Origin of the sequence: Plantactinospora sp. B6F1 (genome assembly GCF_040120695.1) — a bacterium.
Classification (GTDB): domain Bacteria; phylum Actinomycetota; class Actinomycetes; order Mycobacteriales; family Micromonosporaceae; genus Plantactinospora.
Genome location: NZ_JBEEAC010000030.1, coordinates 52,685 through 70,110, shown reverse-complemented (window position 1 = coordinate 70,110; position 17,426 = coordinate 52,685). Strand labels below are relative to the sequence as shown.

The 17,426-nt window shown below is 69.0% G+C and carries 12 protein-coding genes; 8 read left to right on the top strand and 4 right to left on the bottom strand.

The window, feature by feature from the left end:
- The 4 genes from ABNF97_RS27500 to ABNF97_RS27485 form a co-directional block, all read left to right on the top strand.
- The coding region (locus ABNF97_RS27500; protein ID WP_349340304.1) for a hypothetical protein at positions 1–346 on the top strand (346 nt) is incomplete at its 5' end.
- Positions 347–702: 356 nt separating this feature from the next.
- A complete protein-coding gene (locus ABNF97_RS27495; protein ID WP_349340303.1) occupies positions 703–1,449 on the top strand; it encodes an ATP-binding cassette domain-containing protein in 747 nt (248 codons plus the stop codon).
- A complete protein-coding gene (locus ABNF97_RS27490; protein ID WP_349340302.1) occupies positions 1,449–2,240 on the top strand; it encodes a hypothetical protein in 792 nt (263 codons plus the stop codon). Before ABNF97_RS27495 ends, ABNF97_RS27490 begins: the two co-directional genes overlap by 1 nt.
- 174 nt (positions 2,241–2,414) lie before the next feature.
- A complete protein-coding gene (locus ABNF97_RS27485; protein WP_349340301.1) occupies positions 2,415–2,834 on the top strand; it encodes a hypothetical protein in 420 nt (139 codons plus the stop codon).
- Between the two features lie 102 nt (positions 2,835–2,936).
- On the opposite strand, the gene ABNF97_RS27480 is transcribed toward ABNF97_RS27485, so the two are convergent.
- Both ABNF97_RS27480 and ABNF97_RS27475 read right to left on the bottom strand, forming a co-directional pair.
- Positions 2,937–3,293 carry an integrase core domain-containing protein gene (locus ABNF97_RS27480; RefSeq protein ID WP_349340300.1) on the bottom strand — a complete coding sequence of 119 codons (357 nt, stop codon included), beginning with the start codon at positions 3,291–3,293 and terminating at the stop codon, positions 2,937–2,939.
- Positions 3,294–3,323: 30 nt separating this feature from the next.
- Positions 3,324–4,070, bottom strand: a complete 747-nt coding sequence (locus ABNF97_RS27475) for an IS3 family transposase (RefSeq protein WP_349340299.1) — start codon at positions 4,068–4,070, stop codon at positions 3,324–3,326.
- A gap of 65 nt (positions 4,071–4,135) precedes the next feature.
- Between ABNF97_RS27475 and ABNF97_RS27470 the strand changes: the two genes are divergently transcribed.
- From ABNF97_RS27470 to fusA, 3 genes are all read left to right on the top strand, one after another.
- Positions 4,136–5,326, top strand: coding sequence for a sensor histidine kinase (locus tag ABNF97_RS27470; RefSeq protein WP_349340298.1), 1,191 nt, complete (start codon positions 4,136–4,138; stop codon positions 5,324–5,326).
- Positions 5,323–6,003, top strand: a complete 681-nt coding sequence (locus ABNF97_RS27465; protein WP_349340297.1) for a response regulator — start codon at positions 5,323–5,325, stop codon at positions 6,001–6,003. The genes ABNF97_RS27470 and ABNF97_RS27465 overlap by 4 nt, the downstream gene beginning before the upstream one ends.
- 697 nt (positions 6,004–6,700) lie before the next feature.
- Entirely contained in the window at positions 6,701–8,803 is a 2,103-nt protein-coding gene (gene fusA / locus ABNF97_RS27460) for an elongation factor G (protein WP_130462404.1), read from the top strand.
- Between the two features lie 64 nt (positions 8,804–8,867).
- Here the strand turns inward: fusA and ABNF97_RS27455 are convergent, their stop codons facing one another.
- Positions 8,868–10,115, bottom strand: a complete 1,248-nt coding sequence (locus tag ABNF97_RS27455) for a phosphodiester glycosidase family protein (RefSeq protein ID WP_349340296.1) — start codon at positions 10,113–10,115, stop codon at positions 8,868–8,870.
- Positions 10,116–10,375: 260 nt separating this feature from the next.
- On the opposite strand from ABNF97_RS27455, the gene ABNF97_RS27450 reads away from it, so the two are divergent.
- Positions 10,376–16,624 carry an RHS repeat domain-containing protein gene (locus ABNF97_RS27450; protein ID WP_349340295.1) on the top strand — a complete coding sequence of 2,083 codons (6,249 nt, stop codon included), beginning with the start codon at positions 10,376–10,378 and terminating at the stop codon, positions 16,622–16,624.
- A gap of 164 nt (positions 16,625–16,788) precedes the next feature.
- Here the strand turns inward: ABNF97_RS27450 and ABNF97_RS27445 are convergent, their stop codons facing one another.
- Positions 16,789–17,250, bottom strand: a complete 462-nt coding sequence (locus tag ABNF97_RS27445) for an ATP-binding protein (protein ID WP_486484601.1) — start codon at positions 17,248–17,250, stop codon at positions 16,789–16,791.
- Positions 17,251–17,426: the final 176 nt, after the last annotated feature.

Below are 17,426 nucleotides of genomic sequence, written 5' to 3'. Positions count from 1 at the left end.
GATGGAAGACGCTACGACATACGACCGCCAGCCCCCGCCGAATCGGAGACATCATCGCCGCAGCCTTGCACCTGACCCATTTCGAGTACAAGTACCTACCGCAAAGTCGTTGAGATCACTTCACTGCACCACCACCGTTTCTCCTGCAACGCTATGGGGGCGCATCAAGGAGGACCGCAACAACCAGCCTGACGTCACGCATGATCAGGAATCGGTGACGTTCACGAACGATAGAAGCGAGACGGTTTCGACCACGACCTGCCAGGACGATGACACCATCTACATCGAGTCGCAGATCAACTCCGAGCCGGCTAATCAGAGTTCGGGACGCACCATGAATTGTTGACGCCCTGCTCGGCGGGGACCACCGTCGCTACTGAGCGGCAGGACTACCCGGAAGTCTTGTTAGAGAGCAGCCCACCTCGTATTCGTGGGTTGGCCCGGGGCGCGGCGCCGGCCACTTCGACGGTCCGCGTTTCCCGGGCCACCCTCCCGAGTCGACCCTACATCGAGGCGTAGATCAAACTGGGAACAGCGGGGAGGATGCGCTTGGATCAACTCAGACGAGACCGGACCAGCGCCCATGTCCGCACACCCGCAGCCGACCCACGACGACACTCCGGAGTTCGTTGGCATTGCTAGTCAGCGATGTAATCCAGTGCTAGGGTGGCGCCCAAGCTCCCTAAGGGAAGGGTCGGAGATGTGAGCGATCCTATCGTGGATCTTCGAGACGCCGAAATACGCATTCGACGCCGCACCGTTGTCTACTCAGTCGATCTCAAACTGTCGACCGGCGTCACAGGGCTGATCGGCCCGAACGGCGCAGGCAAGACAACCCTGGTGCGAGCACTGTCGACGGCGATACCATTACAAGGCGGGACCCTCCAGCTATTCGGAGAGGATGCGCGCGCCACGCACAAACTGGATGACCTACGCAGCCGTATAGGCTACGCCGCGCAGCAGCCGTTGGTGCTGAGTCATCTCAGCGCAATCGACCAGGTGGCGTATGTGGGCTGGCTGAAGGGATTAACGAATGCGGCGGCCATGCGCAAAGCGAAAATCGTGCTTGAACAGGTTGAACTGGCCGATCGCGCACAGTCGCGGACGCGAGCATTGTCGGGCGGAATGCTGCGACGGCTCGGCATCGCGATGGCACTAGTGAACGACCCTGACTTGATTCTGTTGGACGAGCCAACAGCCGGACTCGATCCTGATCAGCGGGAGCGTTTTCGTGCACTCGTCTCAGAACTGGGGCGCAATCACGCTGTTTTGCTTAGCACCCATCTACTTGAGGATGTCGCGTCCGTCTGCTCGAACGTCGTGGTGATGCTGGGCGGTAGGTCGATCTTCCAGGGAACTGTGGACGCGCTGGCAGCTCGGGCCGAGGTGGCCGGCGAGCAAGTTCCCACCGTTCATGGAGGGTACGCGGCACTCACAGGGAGGCGGTAATGAGCGCCGCCCGCTTCTATCTCGACCGGCGGTACGCAACGATCGTCATCGTCGCTCTTGTCGCCTTCTTGAGTTATGACCTCGCAGATTACCTTCTGCGGATTGCCGACCAGCCCCGAAACCTTCAAGAGCTGGCCGGACGTCAACTGGAATCGCTGATCCTGGCAGGCGCCGTCGGTAGTGCCTTGACTGCATTGCTCGCAGCACGCCATAGCCGGTTTTCTGGACGTGACTACACGGTCACCGCCGCGCGGACGCCGCTTCGTCGCACGGCAGTTCAGTTCGTCTCGGCTGCGGTGCCGCTCTCCGCAGGCTGGATCCTCTTCGTGGTCGTGTCTGGCGTCCGCTCGGGCTTGACGGCAGCCGCGTTTCCGGCCGTCGCTGTCATTGCGGTGTCTATAGCAGCCTTGTTCGTCAGCGTCGCGATCGGTCAGTTTGTCGGAGCTTTCCTCCGCCCCTTTCTTGCTGTGCCGGCCGCATTTGTAGCCAGTTACCTATTCGCAGCAACCTTCTCGATCGTCGGCGACGACTCGTGGATGCAGTGGTTGGGCACCGGCTTCGGAGACCAGCTCTCCGGAACCGTGCAGCCGATGTGGGTCGCCGGAGAAATCTTCTGGTTCGCGGGCGTTACGCTTGCGCTGCTCGGTGGCTCCGCGGCCACCATGGCCAATCCCCGCCGCCTTCCTTCCTCCTTCCTGTGGGTAACCGGCCTCCTCCTGGTCGTAGGTATCGCCCTCCTCTCCACAAACGGCGCCTCAGCGACGACAGACGAAGCGCTCGGCGGACTATAGGTGTACATCTTCATTCGGGTGCACAGAGTCGGTTGGGCAGCGACACTGATGGTCGCAGGAATTGGGGTGTCTTGTTTCCTTGCCGGGCAGATACCGCCGCAGTCGAGGTACGCGTACGTTCCAAACCTCGGTGCGCCGATCTTCGCACTCTGTGTAGCGTCCTGCATCTCAGCCGTGCTACTCACCCTGCCGCAGTCCGACGCGGCGGAGTTGACTGCGGCACGAACCCTCTGGCCGTTCCGGGCAATGCTGGTGGCTGGTCTGATGCTCGCAATCCTGTCCGGGGTTGCGGCAGTGTGCCTCATCCTCGAATCGTGGTGGTTCTTCCTCCCGGTAACGCGCGGTGCGATTTTTTGCGCGTCCACGACGTTCGCAGTCTCGACGATCCTGCCGATGCGCTACGTCGCGGCGGCGCCACTGCTCTATCTCCTTATCTGCTACTTCTCAAAGCACGGCGAGGTGTGGTGGGACGTGGTCTTGGCACATCCGAGCGCAGCGAACCTCACCGTAGGCATGCTCATAGCGGTGGCGGGCGGCTCGCTGTTCTCTCGTGCCGGCGCACGCGGATTGGAACCCCACGAGGAGTACGGGTAGGTCCCGTCGCCCGACCATCGGAGGAACCCGAACGGAGCCTGTTCACCCTCACCCCGCCATCGCCACCCCAGTGTCGATCCCCTGGAATCGTGGAGGACTCGGTTATGCGGCCTGGCTCTCCAGGACGCGGGTGGTTGATCGTTCGTAGTCGATCGGTGAGCGTCCGTCGCAGACGGAGTGGCGGCGTCGGCGGTTGTAGAAGTCGGTGATCCAGGTGGCGATCTTCAGCCGGGCCTCGGTACGGGTGCGGAACTGGTGACGGTGGACGTACTCGACCTTGATGGTGGAGAAGGTGGCCTCGGCCACGGCGTTGTCGAAGCACGAGCCGACCCGGCCCATCGACTGGCGTACCTTCCAGCGGGCGCACGCCCGGGCGAAGTCGGCCGAGCAGTATTCGCTGCCCCTGTCGCTGTGGAAGATCACTCCAGCGACGTCGCCACCGCGGGTGACCGCGGCCATGTCAATCCCCTGGAATCGTGGAGGACTCCGTTATGCGGCTTGGGCCTCCTGAGCCCGGACCGTTGATCGTTCGTAGTTGATCGGTGAGCGTCCGTCGCAGACGGAGTGCCGGCGTCGGTTGTTGTAGAAGTCGGTGATCCAGGTGGCGATCTTGATGCGGGCCTCGTTACGGGTACGGAACCGGCGGCGGTGGACGTACTCGACCTTGAGGGTGGAGAAGGTGGCCTCGGCGACGGCGTTGTCGAAGCACGAGCCGACCCGGCCCATCGACTGCCGCACCTTCCATCGGGCACAGGCGCGGGCGAAGTCGGCCGAGCAGTATTCGCTACCCCTATCACTGTGGAAGATCACCCCAGCCACGTCGCCGCCGCGGGTGACCGCGGCCATGTTCAGCGCGGCGACAACCAGGCTGGTGTCATGGTGCGCGCCCATCGCGTAACCAAGGATCCGCCGGGAGTACAGGTCGATCACGGTGGCCAGGTAAAGCTTGCCGTCGTCAGTGACGATCTCGGTGATGTCGCCGCACCAGGCGACATTCGGTGCCGGTGCGGTGAAGGCTCGCCGGATCAGGTCTGCTGCGGTCCCATCCTTGGACGTTGCGGTACGGACCCGGCCCGGCGCTGCTGCCGGTCGGCCATCGGTTCTGGTCGGCTGGCCAGGGCTGTTGGCCGGTTGACCAGCCCTTCGGTGGGACCGGCCGTTTGTAGGCTCGGTGTATGGAGCTGGCCCGACGCCTTCGGTGGCCCGGTCGAGGCTGGGCCGGCACCGCCGTGCCATCCGGGTCCGCCCCCACCGGACCCGGCGGTACGGGCCGGCGCCGGCGCACCATCCGGGACTGGCTCGTGGATCTCGTGCTCTTCGGCCTGGCGATGCTCGTGTGGGCGTGGACCTGGCGCAGCGTACCGCTGCACTACGTCGACACGATCCCCGGCTGGATGCTCACGATCGACCCGTGGGTCGGTGCCGTCGGCTGCCTGGCCCTGTGGTGGCGGCGGCGTTTCCCGATCCTCCTCGGCGTCGCGATGGTGCTGGTGGTGGCGCTGGCGGCCACCGGGCTCGGCGCGGCCCTGGTGATGGTGCTCACCGTCGCGGTGCACCGCAACTGGCTGCCGGCGGCCCTGCTCACCGTGCTGCACCTGGTGCCCTCGCTGGCGTTCGGATATGAGAATCCGCCGCCCGGCGTCACCCGGTGGGCGTACCTGACGATGGTTCTGCTGATGTACCTGGTGCCGCTCGGCTGGGGGATCGCGGTCCGGGCCCGTCGGCAACTCATCACCAACCTGCGCCGGGAGGTCGACCGGGAGCGTGCCGAACAGCGGCGCCGACTGGCCGGGGCCCGCCGGGCCGAGCGGGAGCGGATCGCCCGGGAGATGCACGACGTACTGGCGCACCGGATCTCGCTGATCTCGGTGCACGCGGGCGCGTTGGCGTACCGGACGGCGCAGTCCGACGCCGGTGCCGGGGCGCCGTTGGGCGCGACGGAGCTGGGCGGGGCGATCGAGGTGATCCGGGACAACGCCCGACAGGCCCTGGTCGAGCTGGGCGACGTGCTCGCCGTACTGCGGCCGGAGCGGGGTGACCGGGATGGCGGCGAGCCGCACCCGGACTCCGGTACGGACGACCGGTCGGCGCCGCAGCCGAGGCTGGCCGACATCCTCCGACTGGTCCAGGAGGCGCAGGCGGCCGGTCAGCGGGTGGTGTTCGAGATGGTCTGCCCGCCCGGTGCGGCCGAGTCGCTACGGCCGGCGGTGCAGCGTACGGTTTACCGCACGGTCCAGGAGGGTCTGACCAACGCCCGGAAACACGCCGGCCGGACCGAGGTGACGGTACGGGTGGAGGTCGATCCCGGCAGCGGCATCGCCGCCACGATCACCAATCCGCTGCCGTCCCCGCGTACGGCGGCCGACCTTCCCGGTGCCGGTGCCGGGCTGACCGGGCTCGCCGAGCGGCTGGCCCTGGACGGCGGGACCATCGAGCACGGTGTGGTCGGCGGGACGTTCCGGCTCTCCACCCGGCTACCCTGGCCGGCATGACTCCGGGTGACGCGATCCGGGTACTCCTGGTCGACGACGACGCGTTGGTCCGGACCGGCCTGCGGCTGATGCTCGGCGGGGCGCCCGACATCGAGGTCGTCGGCGAGGCGGCGGACGGTGCCGACGTCGCCGACGCGGTGACCCGGCTGCGCCCGGACGTGGTGCTGATGGACGTCCGGATGCCGCTGCTGGACGGGATCGCGGCGACCCGGGCGATCACCGCCCGGTCGGGGCAGCGTCCGGAGGTCATCGTGCTGACCACCTTCGACGCCGACGCGACGATCCTCGACGCGCTCCGCAACGGCGCGGCCGGGTTCCTGGTCAAGCACACCCCGCCGGAGCAGATCGTCGACGCGGTGCGCCGGGCCGCCACCGGTGAGCCGGTGCTCTCCCCGACGGTCGCCCGTACCCTGATCGACCACGTCGCGGGCTCCGTCCCGCACTGCCGACCCGACCAGCGCCGCGAACTGGCCCGGGAGCGGTTCGGGCTGCTCTCCGAACGGGAACGGGCGGTCGCCGTCGCGGTGGCGGAGGGGCTGTCGAACAGCGAGATCGCCGACCGGCTGTTCCTGTCCGTCGGCACGGTCAAGGCGTACGTCTCCAGCGCGCTGGCCAAGCTCGACCTCGACAACCGGATTCAGCTCGCGCTGCTCGCCCACGACGCGGCCGACGAGTAGCGGTACCCGTCCGAGCGCTGGCCTGCGCCGGTTCTGTTTGATGCGGGACCTCTTCGGCAAGATCGCCAGCGGGCAGCAGGTCGGCGAGCCGGAGATCGCGGCGGCGCTGGAGAAGGCTCAGCAGGAGATGGGCACCGGTGGTTGACCCGCCCCGGCTCGACGGCCGGGACGCCGCTGGAGTGACCGGGTGGCGGATAACCGGGCTGTGCGCGGAGTCTCGGTTAAGTACACTCGTGACCAGCCCAGCGCGATCTTGGCCTGTCCGTGGCCGGACGCGTGCGACGACGAGTGAGGGGAGCCGGCCGTGCGCTACCGCACCGCTGTCGTCATTCCCCAGTCGCTGCACCGGGTGATTCTGGCGTCTTCCTGACATCCGGTGCCGGCCCGCGCGGCCGCACCGGAGTTCCGTGACGCATCCCTGAGCCGTTCGCCGACCCTCACCGCCGCCGCCGTGACCATCGCTGTGGCCGTGGCTGTCGTGGCTGCCGTCGCAGTCGCCGTGGCTGTCCTGTCGCCGAGGTCGGCCGCCGGTTGCCGCTGTCAGTTGCCGCTGTCGGCTGCTGCTGACGGGCTGGCCGCTGACGGCTGCCGCTGGCGCGGCTGGCTCGGGGAGATCCGCCTGGCCGGGTACCGGCCGGGCGCGTCCGGAGGAATCGCGCCGTCAGAGTCGACAGACCACCCAGAGAGGCCATCGGCCGTGCGTACCGAGCTGCACCGTACCGTTTCCCACTCCCTGTTCCGGCTGCGTAACCTGGGCATCCTCGCCCACGTCGACGCCGGCAAGACCACCACCACCGAGCGGATCCTCTACGCCACCGGAGCCACCTACAAGCGCGGCGAGGTGCACGCCGGGACGACCGTCACCGACTTCGACGCCCAGGAGCGTCGCCGCGGCATCACGATCTTCGCCGCCGCGGTGAGCTGCGAGTGGGCCGGACACCGGATCAACCTGATCGACACCCCGGGACACGTCGACTTCGCCGACGAGGTGGAGCGGGCCCTGCGGGTGCTCGACGGCGCGATCGCGGTCTTCGACGGTGTCGCCGGAGTCGAGCCGCAGAGCGAGTCGGTGTGGCGGCAGGCCGACCGGCACGGCGTACCCCGGATCGCCTTCGTCAACAAGCTGGACCGGGCCGGCGCCGACCTGGACGCGGCGGTCCGGTCGATCCGCGACCGGCTCCGGACCACCCCGCTGGTGGTGCAGTTGCCGATCGGCCGGGAGGAGGGCTTCACCGGCCTGGTGGACCTGGTCACCATGCGCTCGCTGGTCTGGGCCGACGGCGCCGAGCGTCCCGTCGAGGGGCCGGTACCGGACGAGATGTGCGGGGAGGCGGAGCGGCGCCGCCGAGCGCTCGTCGAGACGGTCGCCGAGCGGCATCCGGCCGCGCTGGAGGAGTACTGCGAACGGTCGACGCTGTCCGCCGAGTCGCTTCGGAGCGTGCTGCGGGACCTGACCCGTACCGGGGACGGCCTGGTGGTGCTCTGCGGCTCTGCGTACCGGAACCGGGGGATCGAGCCGCTGCTCGACGCGGTCGTCGACTACCTGCCGTCGCCGCTGGACGTTCCGGCGGTGCGCGGCAGCACCCCCGGCGGCGAGCCACGGGAGCGGCCCGCCGACCCGGCGGGGCCGTTCACCGCCCTGGTGTTCAAGGTCAACTCGACCGGCACGGGTCGGCTGAGTTACCTGCGAATCTACGCGGGCACCGTCGAGAAGGGAGGCGTGGTGCGGGACGCCGGAACCGGGCGTACCGAGCGGATCAGCCGGATCCTGCGGGTCCAGGCCGATCGGCACACCGAGGTGGACCGGGCGGTGGCCGGCGACATCGTCGCGGTGGTCGGGCTGAAGTCGGCGCGGGTCGGCGCGACCCTCTGCGCCACCGAGGCGCCGCTGCTGCTCGAACCGCCGACCGCCGCCGCCCCGGTGGTCTCGGTCGCAGTCGAGGCGCGCCGGAGCGCCGACGCCGGACGGTTGGCCTCGGCACTCGCCCGGCTGGTCGAGGAGGATCCGTCGCTGGCCGTCCGGACCGACCCGGAGACCGGCCAGACCGTGCTCTCCGGGATGGGTGAACTTCACCTGGAGGTGGCGGTGGAGAAGATCCGTCAGGACCGTGGTCTGGAGGTGGTCGTCGGCCGGCCGCAGGTGGCGTACCGGGAGACCGTCCTGCGTGGCGTCTCCGGACTGGTGTACCGGCACGTCAAGCAGGACGGCGGCGCGGGCCAGTGGGCGCACGTCGTGCTCGACGTGACACCCCTGGACGCCGACCCGACGACTGGCGGTGGCGAGGTACCGGAGTTCGAGTTCGCCTCGACGGTCGTCGGTGGCCGGGTCCCGAAGGAGTACGTCCGGGCGGTCGAGGCCGGCTGCCGGGACGCGCTCGCCGACGGGCCCTTCGGCGGCCACCCGGTGATCGGGCTGCGGGTCACCCTGACCGACGGTGCCACCCACGTCAAGGACTCCTCGGAGCTGGCGTTCCGTACCGCCGGCCGGCTCGCGCTGCGCGCGGCGCTGGCCGCCAGCGAGGTGGTCCTGTTGGAACCGGTGGTCGAGGTGACGGTGACCGTTCCGGAGGACGCCGTCGGTGCGGTGCTGGGCGACCTGGCGGCCCGGCGCGGCCGGGTCGCCGGCTCGACCACCCGGGCCGGCACCGTGGTGGTCACCGCGACCGTGCCGCTGGCCGAACTGTTCGGCTACGCCACCCGGCTGCGCAGCCGGAGCCAGGGGCGGGGCACGTTCAGCACCCGGGCGGCCGGCTACCAGCCGGTGCCCGGCGCGGTCGCCGACGCGGTGCCGCGACGCTGACCGGAGCCCAGCGTCCGGAGGAAGGCGGGTGGGGAGCCGATCCGGAGCCGGCGCTGGCCGCCGGTCAGCCCAGCCGGGAGAAGACTCCGATGCCGTTCGGCACCGGCCGTTCCGCGCCGCCGGACGGGTGGTTCCGAACCTCGACGGCGGGCTCGGTCACGGTCCGGGTGACCAGGGTGGTGGACCCGCCGCCGTCGAGGTTGACCGCGCTGGCGGCGCCCAGCTCACGCAGGGTCAGCGCCAGGTCGAGGATGGTCAGGCCGGGGCCGGCGCCGTCCACGGCCAGCAGGTAGAGGCGACGACCGTCCGCGCTGACCCCGGCGGCGGTACGGATGGCGGCGGTCCGTCCGTCCAGCCCAGCCAGCGGCTCGCCGTCCCGGAGGATCGGGAACCCGCCGACCGCGAACCGGAACGGCATCCGGGTGTCCGGCACCAGGTCGTAGTCGACGCGTACCCGGTCGCCGACCTCGAACTGGCGCAGCGTCTCGGCGCCCTGCTCCCGGCCGACCAGCACCACGGTGTCCCGGGCGATCGCCCCGGCACCCGGCTCCGTGCCGGTCCGGACCACCCGGCCGTGCCGGACGCTCAGCTCGTACGTGTCGATGCTGCACGGCGCGGCGCGATTGGTGTCGGTGCCGCAGGTGGACCGCTTACGGGAGACGGTGCCCCAGTCGCTGTCGAAGACCCCGACCCCGCCCATCGGCAGGGCGTACTGGTTGAAGCCGGTGACCGGAAAACGTTCCCGGCCGGCCGAGAAGGTGCCGGTCAGGCCGACCCGCGCGAGCCGGCCGACCCGGTCCACCCCGACCCCGAGGACGTCGGAGGTGGCGGTACCCGGTGGCAGCCCGGGGCCGAACCGCTGCCCGTTCGGTACGGCCGCCTTCAGGTCGTTCCCGCCGGAAATCGCCGGGCCGACCGCTGATCCGGTCACCTCGACCCCGGGCTGGGCGTTGCTGATGTTGAAGAAGTCGCCGTTCACCGCGGCGATCGCCCGTCGTTCGTCGGCCTGCTCGGAGATCGGTTCCCGGGCCGTGACCGCACCCGCCGTGATCAGGTCGACCGTGACCAGCGGGTTGCGTAGATCCACCTCGACGAGATGGAGCGGCACCTCGACTCCGGCGGTCGGCCGGGTGAACTCCCGGTAGGTCACCCCGGGTGCGAGGATGCCCGGCGCCGTCGAGATCGTCGGCGCGGTGCCGGCGGACGGATGCGCGACGGCCGGGGTGGCGCCGGCGACCAGGGCCAGCGTGAGGCCGACAGCCGACGAGGCAAGCAGCTTACGGGCTCGGTGGGAGCGGTCGGATCTGAACAATGTCGGTGCCTTCCGAATCGGGACAGCGAAACACCGATCACACTTCCGGGTGCGGCGACCAAGGTCAACAAGACATCGACGGGCCGCGGGCGGGTGGGGAGTTGCCGAGTCTCACGGTGTGCAGAAGGTGTGCAGGTCGCTGCGACCCTTACCTAGCCGTGTGGTTGATGGCACCAGAAGGCTGAAAGGGCGCTGCGGGCGACACCTGGGCGTCCCTCCATCGACCAGCTGTTCGACCTGCCGAGTGGAGCGTGACCCTCATGCGTACCCGCTACATCGCCATGGTGACCGCAGCCGTGATGGTGGCCCCGATGGTCGCTGTGATACCTCCGTCGCGCTCCGAGGCGACCGAGGTGTCGCTGGCCCGGGAACCGTCGGTGCCGGGCAGGTCCGTGACGGCGCCGAAACCCGCCCCGGGGCTCGACGACAAGCTGGCGCTACGCTCCACGCCCAGGGTCTCGTGGCCGTCCGTCGGGGCGGCGGAGGTCTCCCTGGGCACCGGTCCGGTCAAGGCGGGCAGCCTCCCGGTCTCGGTGTCCGGGGGCGCCAAGGCGCCCGGCCGGGTCGCCGTGGAGATGCTGCCGCGCCAGGAGGATCGGCTGCCGCTGCGGGTGAGACGCACCGATGCGGTGGCGGCCAGCGGTCAGGTCGGACTGGAGGTGGACTACTCCGGCTTCGCCAACGCGTACGGCGGTGACTGGGCGGTCCGGCTGCGCCTGGTGTCCCTACCGGAATGTGCGTTGTCCACTCCGGAGCGCACCGAATGTGCCGCCACGCCGATCCCCACTCGCAACAACGGCTCGGGTCGGCTCACCGGTACCGTGACGGTGCCCGCTGGCCGGGCCGGCGCACTGTACGCGGTGATGGCGGGCGCGTCGTCCGGCGCCGGTTCCTACGCGGCGTCGACGCTGTCCCCGTCCTCGACGTGGTCGGTGGGCACCTCGTCGGGCGACTTCTCCTGGGAGTACCCGATGGACGCGCCGCCCGGGTTGGGTGGGCCGGAGCCGCAGATGAGCCTGACCTACTCCAGCGGCAACGTGGACGGCCGCGGGTCGTCGACCAACAACCAGCCGTCCTGGGTGGGTGAGGGGTTCGAGTTCGATCCGGGCGGCTACATCGAGCGGCGGTACAAGTCCTGCGCCGACGACACCTCCGGCGGCAACAACAGCGGCCGCAAGACCGGCGACCTGTGCTGGGCCTCGGACAGCTCGACCACCGCGCCGAAGAGCGCCGGTAACGCGTACGTGGTGATGAACGGTCGCGGGGGCGAACTGGTCCGCGACGACGCGACCGGGACGTGGAAGCCCCGCCTCGACGACGGGTCGAAGGTGGAGCTGCTGACCGGCGGCGACAACGACGACAACGACGGCGAGTACTGGCGGATCACCAGCCGGAGCGGCACCCAGTACTACTTCGGCAAGCACAAGCTGACAACCGGCTGGACGAGCGGGGACCCGGTCACCAACTCGGTGTGGACGGTTCCGGTGTACGGCAACCACGCCGGCGAGCCGTGCCGGAAGTCGACGTTCGACGCCTCGGTCTGCGAGGCGCAGGCGTGGCGGTGGAACCTGGACTACGTCGTCGACCGGCACGGCAACACGATGAGCCTGTTCTACGAGAAGGAGACGAACTACTACGCCCGCAACAACACGGCGACCAAGGTGTCATCCTACGTGCGCGGTGGCTACCTCAAGCGGATCGACTACGGGCAGCGGGACGGTGAGGTCTACACGACGCCGGCCGTCGGCCGGGTGGAGTTCACCACGGCCGGCCGGTGCATCCCCGGCACGACGTGCACGTCGGCGCAGCCGGCCAACTGGCCGGACGTGCCGTGGAACCAGGCGTGCACGAGCAAGACGAACTGCAACAACAAGTTCACTCCGACGTTCTGGACCCAGAACCGGCTGAAGACGGTCACCACGAAGGTGTGGAACGGCTCGGCGTACCAGCCGGTGGACTCGTGGGAGTTGACGCACTCGTACCCGAACCCCGGGGACGGCACCCGGGCCGGAATGTGGCTGGCGTCGATCCGCAACACGGGCCACGTGGGTGACGAGCTGACCTTGCCGGAGATCAGCTTCGACGGGGTGCCGATGCACAACCGGGTGGACGGCAACGACTACGTCCCGCCGATGAACTGGATGCGGATGAGGAAGATCAGCCTCGACTCGGGCGGCGAGATCACCGTGGAGTACACGCCGCAGGAGTGCGTCGCGCCGTCGAACCTGCCGACGCCGGACGACAACGACAAACGCTGCCATCCCGTGCGCTGGACCCCCGAGGGCGAAACCAAGGATCGGGAGGACTGGTTCAACAAGTACGTCGTGACCCAGGTGACCGAGGCGGATCGCACGACCGGCCTGCTGCCGGCGGTGACCCGGATCGAGTATCCGGGTAAGCCGGCGTGGCGTTACGACGACAGGGACGGCATGGTCGGTGACAAGTACAAGACCTGGTCGCAGTGGCGCGGCTACGACCGGGTCCGCATGCACAAGGGCAGTCCGGGCGGTGTCCAGAGCGTCACCGAGTCGCTGTACTTCCGCGGCATGGACGGCGACCGGACCGCCGCCGGTGACACGAAGCACGTGCTGGTACAGGGCATTCCGGACGCCGACCCGCTCGCCGGCACGGCACGGGAGATCGTCACCTACGGCGCCGGTAACGCGGTGCAGGAAAAGGAGACCGTCGACCCGTGGTTGTCCGCGCCGACCGCGACGCGCAGCCGCAGCTGGGGCACGACCCGGTCGTACCAGCTGGAGGAGTCCGCGGTACGGCAGAGCAAGGCCACCGGTGCCGGCCAGTGGCAGACCAACGGGGCGGAGCACATCTACAGCGACGACGGACTGCTGACCCAGGTCACCGACCTCAGCGACGTGGACGATCCGGACGACGACACCTGCACCCGCTACTGGTACGCGTCGAACGAGTCCGCGTGGATCATCGACGCGCCGTACCGGATCCAGACCGTCACCGTCGGTTGCGACAAGACCCCCACGTACCCGGATCACGCCATGGTCGACATCCGCTACTACTACGACGGCAACAACACCACCCTCGGCGCCGTTCCGACCCGTGGCGTCCTGACCAAGGTGGAGGAGCTGTCCGGCTACTCCGGCGACGTGCCACGATATGTCACCGTCGTGCAGGCCCGGTACGACGTACACGGCCGGGTGACCGAGACGATCGACGCCAAGGGCGCCCGCTCGACGGTCGCGTACACCCCCGCCACCAGCGGACCGCTCACCCAGGTCAAGGCCACCAACGCGCTCGGGCACGTGAGTACGACCACGTTAGAGCCCGCCTGGGGGCTGGAAAGATCCACCGTGGACGCAAACGGGCGCCGGACCGAGATGAGGTACGACCCGCACGGGCGGCTGGCCAAGCTCTGGCTTCCCGGCCGGGACCCGACGCAGAGCCCCAGTGCGGAGTACAGCTACCTGGTGCGCCGCGACGGGGCCAACGTGGTCACCACCAGGACGCTGCTGCCGGACGGCGGTTACGACACCGAGTACGAGCTCTACGACGGGCTGATGCGGCCCCGCCAGACCCAGGCACCGGCGCCCGGCGGAGGCCGGCTCGTCTCCGACACCGTCTACGACTCACGGGGCCTGCTGGTCAAGGAGAACGGCCCCTACTACAACGACGCTCCACCCGGGCCGACCGTGCTCATAGCCGACGAGGACCGGGTGCCGGCGCAGATCGTGACGGTGTACGACGAGAGCGAGCGACCGAGGGAGGTCATCTTCCGTATCGAGGGGGTGGAGCGGTGGCGGACCACGCACACCTTCACCCACAACCGGCACGACACCGATCCGTTGGACGGGGATACCCCGACCACCGAGCTCTACGACGCGGAGGGCCGGCTGGTCGAGCTGCGTCAATACCATGGCAATGCCCCGACCGGCCCGTACGACGCGACGAAGTACACCTACAACCGGCGCGGGCAGCTGCAAGCCGTCACCGACCCGGTCGGGAACGTGTGGCGGTACTCCTACGACCTGCGGGGCTTCATGACCCGGGCCGAGGAGCCGGACCGGGGCGTGACCGAGTACACCTACGACGACGCCGGGGAGCTGCTCACCGAGAAGGACGCGCGCGAACTGAAGCTGGCGCACACCTACGACATCCTCGGCCGGCGGACCGGAACGCACGACGGATCACCGAGCGGGCCCAAGCGGATCGGCTGGACCTACGACACGCCGGTCAACGGCAAGCCGGCCCTCGGCTACCAGACCTCCGCCACCAGGTACGTCGACGGCAACGAGTACACGACGTCGCTGGCTGATCTGGATGCCGCCGGGCGGGTGACCGCCACCCGCTACACCATTCCGCGCAACGAGCAGGGCCTCGCCGGCAGCTACGAGTTCACCAGCACGTTCAAGGTGAACGGCGACGTGGCGACGGCCAGCCTACCGGCGGTTGGCGGGCTGCCGGAGGAGGAGCTCGCCATCGGCTACGACCGCCTGGGTCTGCCGGTGACCCTCAGCGGAGCGGACACCTACGTCACGGGCACCGCCTACACCCAGTTCGGTGAGGTGCGCGAGCTGAGGCTGTCGGCCGGCGGCAAGGCGGTGAAGCTCGGGTACGGGTACGAGTACGGCACCCACCGGCTCTCCCGTGCGGTGGTCGAGCGGGACACCGCACCAGGGGTGATCGCCGACGTGGCGTTCAAGTATGACCAGGCCGGTAACGTCATGTCGATCGCCGACCGGGCGCCCGGCGCCGAGGAGACCCAGTGCTTCCGGTACGACCACCTGCGCCGGGCCACCGAGGCGTGGACACCGGGCTCCGGCGACTGTGCGGCGGCGCCGACCGCCGCCGGGCTGGGCGGCCCGGCGCCGTACTGGCACTCGTGGACCCTGGACAAGACCGGCAACCGTACGTCGGAAACCCGCACCAACCCGAACGGCACCAAGACCACGAGCGCCTACACCTACCCGGCGACGGGACAGCCGAAGCCGCACGCGGTCAGCAAGGTGACCACCACCGGCCCGGACGGCAGCCAGCAGGTCGAGGAGTTCGGCTACGACGCGGCCGGGAACATGACCGCCCGGAAGAAGGGCACCGCCCAGCAGGCCATCAGCTGGGACCCGGAAGGCAACATCGGCAGCATCACCAAGAACGGCGTCACCACCAGCTTCCTCTACGACGCCGGAGGCAACCGGCTCATCCGCCGCGACTCCAGCGGCACCACCCTCTACCTCGGCGAGACCGAGCTGCATCTGGCCCCGAACGGCACGGTGACCGGCACCCGCTACTACTCCTTCAACGGCCGCACCGTCGCCGTACGCACCTCCGCCGACGACAAGCTGCACTGGCTGGCGATGGACCATCACGGCACGCCGGAGATCGCCATCGACGCCGCCAGCCAGGAGGTGAAGCGGCGCCGGTTCACTCCGTACGGCGAGGCCCGTGGTGCCACGCCGGCCGGCTGGCCCGGTCAGAAGAGCTTCGTCGGCGGCACCGCGGACCCGGACACCGGGCTGGTCCATCTCGGGGCCCGCGACTACGACCCGTCCCTGGGCCGGTTCATCTCCGTCGATCCGATCGTCGACCTGTCCGATCCGCAGCAACTCAACAGCTACGCCTACGCCAACAACAACCCGGCGACGTACGCCGACCCCGACGGTGAGCGATGGGTCATCTCCACCCGCATGGTGAAGAAGATGAGGGTGAAGATGGTCGTCGAGTACCGCTGGGAGAGGGTCTGGCGCTGGGTGCGGAAAACCTATGAGGTGATCAAGAAGATCCCGCCACTCGGACAGATCGTGAAGAGCATCGAGCGCCTCGTGCTCATTTCCTATCAGGTTCTCCGCATCGTCTTCAAGTTCGTCAAAGAGTTGATCACCGTGGCCGTGAAAAGCGCGAGGTGGGTCGCGGACAAGGTGGTGAAGATCGCGGCCCGGGCCGCGAAACTGCCCAGAAAGTCCACCAAGAACAGGAAAAAGGAGAAGAAGTGGAACGAGGGCGGGGATAACGGGAATAGTCGGAAGAAGAGCGCCAAGCGGCCGAAGAAGAGCCGCCCGGAGCCCAAGAAGTCCCCGCACATCCGCCGCGATCCGCAGCGGAGAACCAATCCCGGGCACCCGCAGCGCAACATCATCGACAACATCCTCCGGGGTGCCGGGCGAACGGCCGTAGGTGTGGCCACGATAGCCGGCGGCACGGCGGTGGTCGGTGCCGTCTCCGGCGCCGCGAGTGTCGGCTCGGCCGCCGGCGCCGGCGGCATTGGCGCGGCGGCCGGTTCTGCCGAAAAACTGGTGTCGCTGAGCAAGGGCAACATCAGCGTCATCATGAACCGAACAGTGAACGGCGACGTCTACGGCAACGTGACCCTGATCAACGCCACCGTCAATGGCAACGTTTACGGAAACCTGTACCAAACCGCCGGTTCAGTCACCAACGGAAACGTCGCGGGTCATGTGGTCCAGACCGGCGGCACCCTGACAGGCAACGTGCGAGGTACCGTGATCCAAGCCAGGCGCATCTTCGGCGAGATCAGGTGGTAAGGCGTATCCCGGATCGCTGGGCGATGTCGGAGATGAAGAAGGCGGGGGCTGACCGCTGAGTGGCGACGGGGGCTGATCGCTGAGTAGCCCGGGGGAATCCCACCCCGGGCTACCACAGCGTTCTCCCTTATGCGGACTCAGCCGTTTGGTTACCAGGTCGGGGGTTACCCGGCGTCGCCGGGCCAGGCCGGCCCCGGACCGCCGGGGCCGGCCGCGCCCCAGCCGGGGGCCGGCGGTACGTCGGCCGGATCCGTGACGGCCATGGTCAGCCGTACCCGGACACCGTCGGTGCCGCTGCGCACCTCGATCGAGTCCGCGAGCTGGTGGGCCAGCCAGAGCCCCATCCCGCCACCGGCGGACGGCCGGGGACGGCTGGCGGGGATGGCCGGCACCGGGTCGCCGAAGCCGCTCCCGTGGTCCCGGACCTCACAGACCAGGTGCCGCCGCCGCCAGAACCGCAGCTCTCCTCGGCCGCCGCCGTGCCGGACCGCGTTGGTCATCGCCTCGTTGACCGCCGTCACGAAGTCGTCCAGCCGATCCCCGCCCAGGCCGGCTCCGAGAAGGCACTCGGTCAGCGCCCGCCGTACGTCGGCCACCTGCTCCGCGTCGAAGTCCGCCTCGAGCAACAGGGGTCCATACTGTGTCTCCGTCCGTTGATCGTCCAACGGACCGTCCGTCATGGCGCCTCCAAGGTCACCGAACCCGTCAGGGGTACAGCGCGGACCGTACCCACCGGTGGCCGAGCCAATCAAAAAGACGACCGGGTTTCGAGCTTCCGATGCGGGCTCGACACCGCCGCTGC

What these genes read in the sequence shown, in the direction of transcription:
- ABNF97_RS27465 (WP_349340297.1), top strand. Translation starts at nt 5,323, where the DNA reads ATGACTCCGGGTGACGCGATCCGGGTACTCCTGGTCGACGACGACGCG.
- ABNF97_RS27490 (WP_349340302.1), top strand. Translation starts at nt 1,449, where the DNA reads ATGAGCGCCGCCCGCTTCTATCTCGACCGGCGGTACGCAACGATCGTC.
- ABNF97_RS27475 (WP_349340299.1), bottom strand. Translation starts at nt 4,070, where the DNA reads ATGGCACGGCGGTGCCGGCCCAGCCTCGACCGGGCCACCGAAGGCGTC.
- ABNF97_RS27450 (WP_349340295.1), top strand. Translation starts at nt 10,376, where the DNA reads ATGCGTACCCGCTACATCGCCATGGTGACCGCAGCCGTGATGGTGGCC.
- ABNF97_RS27480 (WP_349340300.1), bottom strand. Translation starts at nt 3,293, where the DNA reads ATGGCCGCGGTCACCCGCGGTGGCGACGTCGCTGGAGTGATCTTCCAC.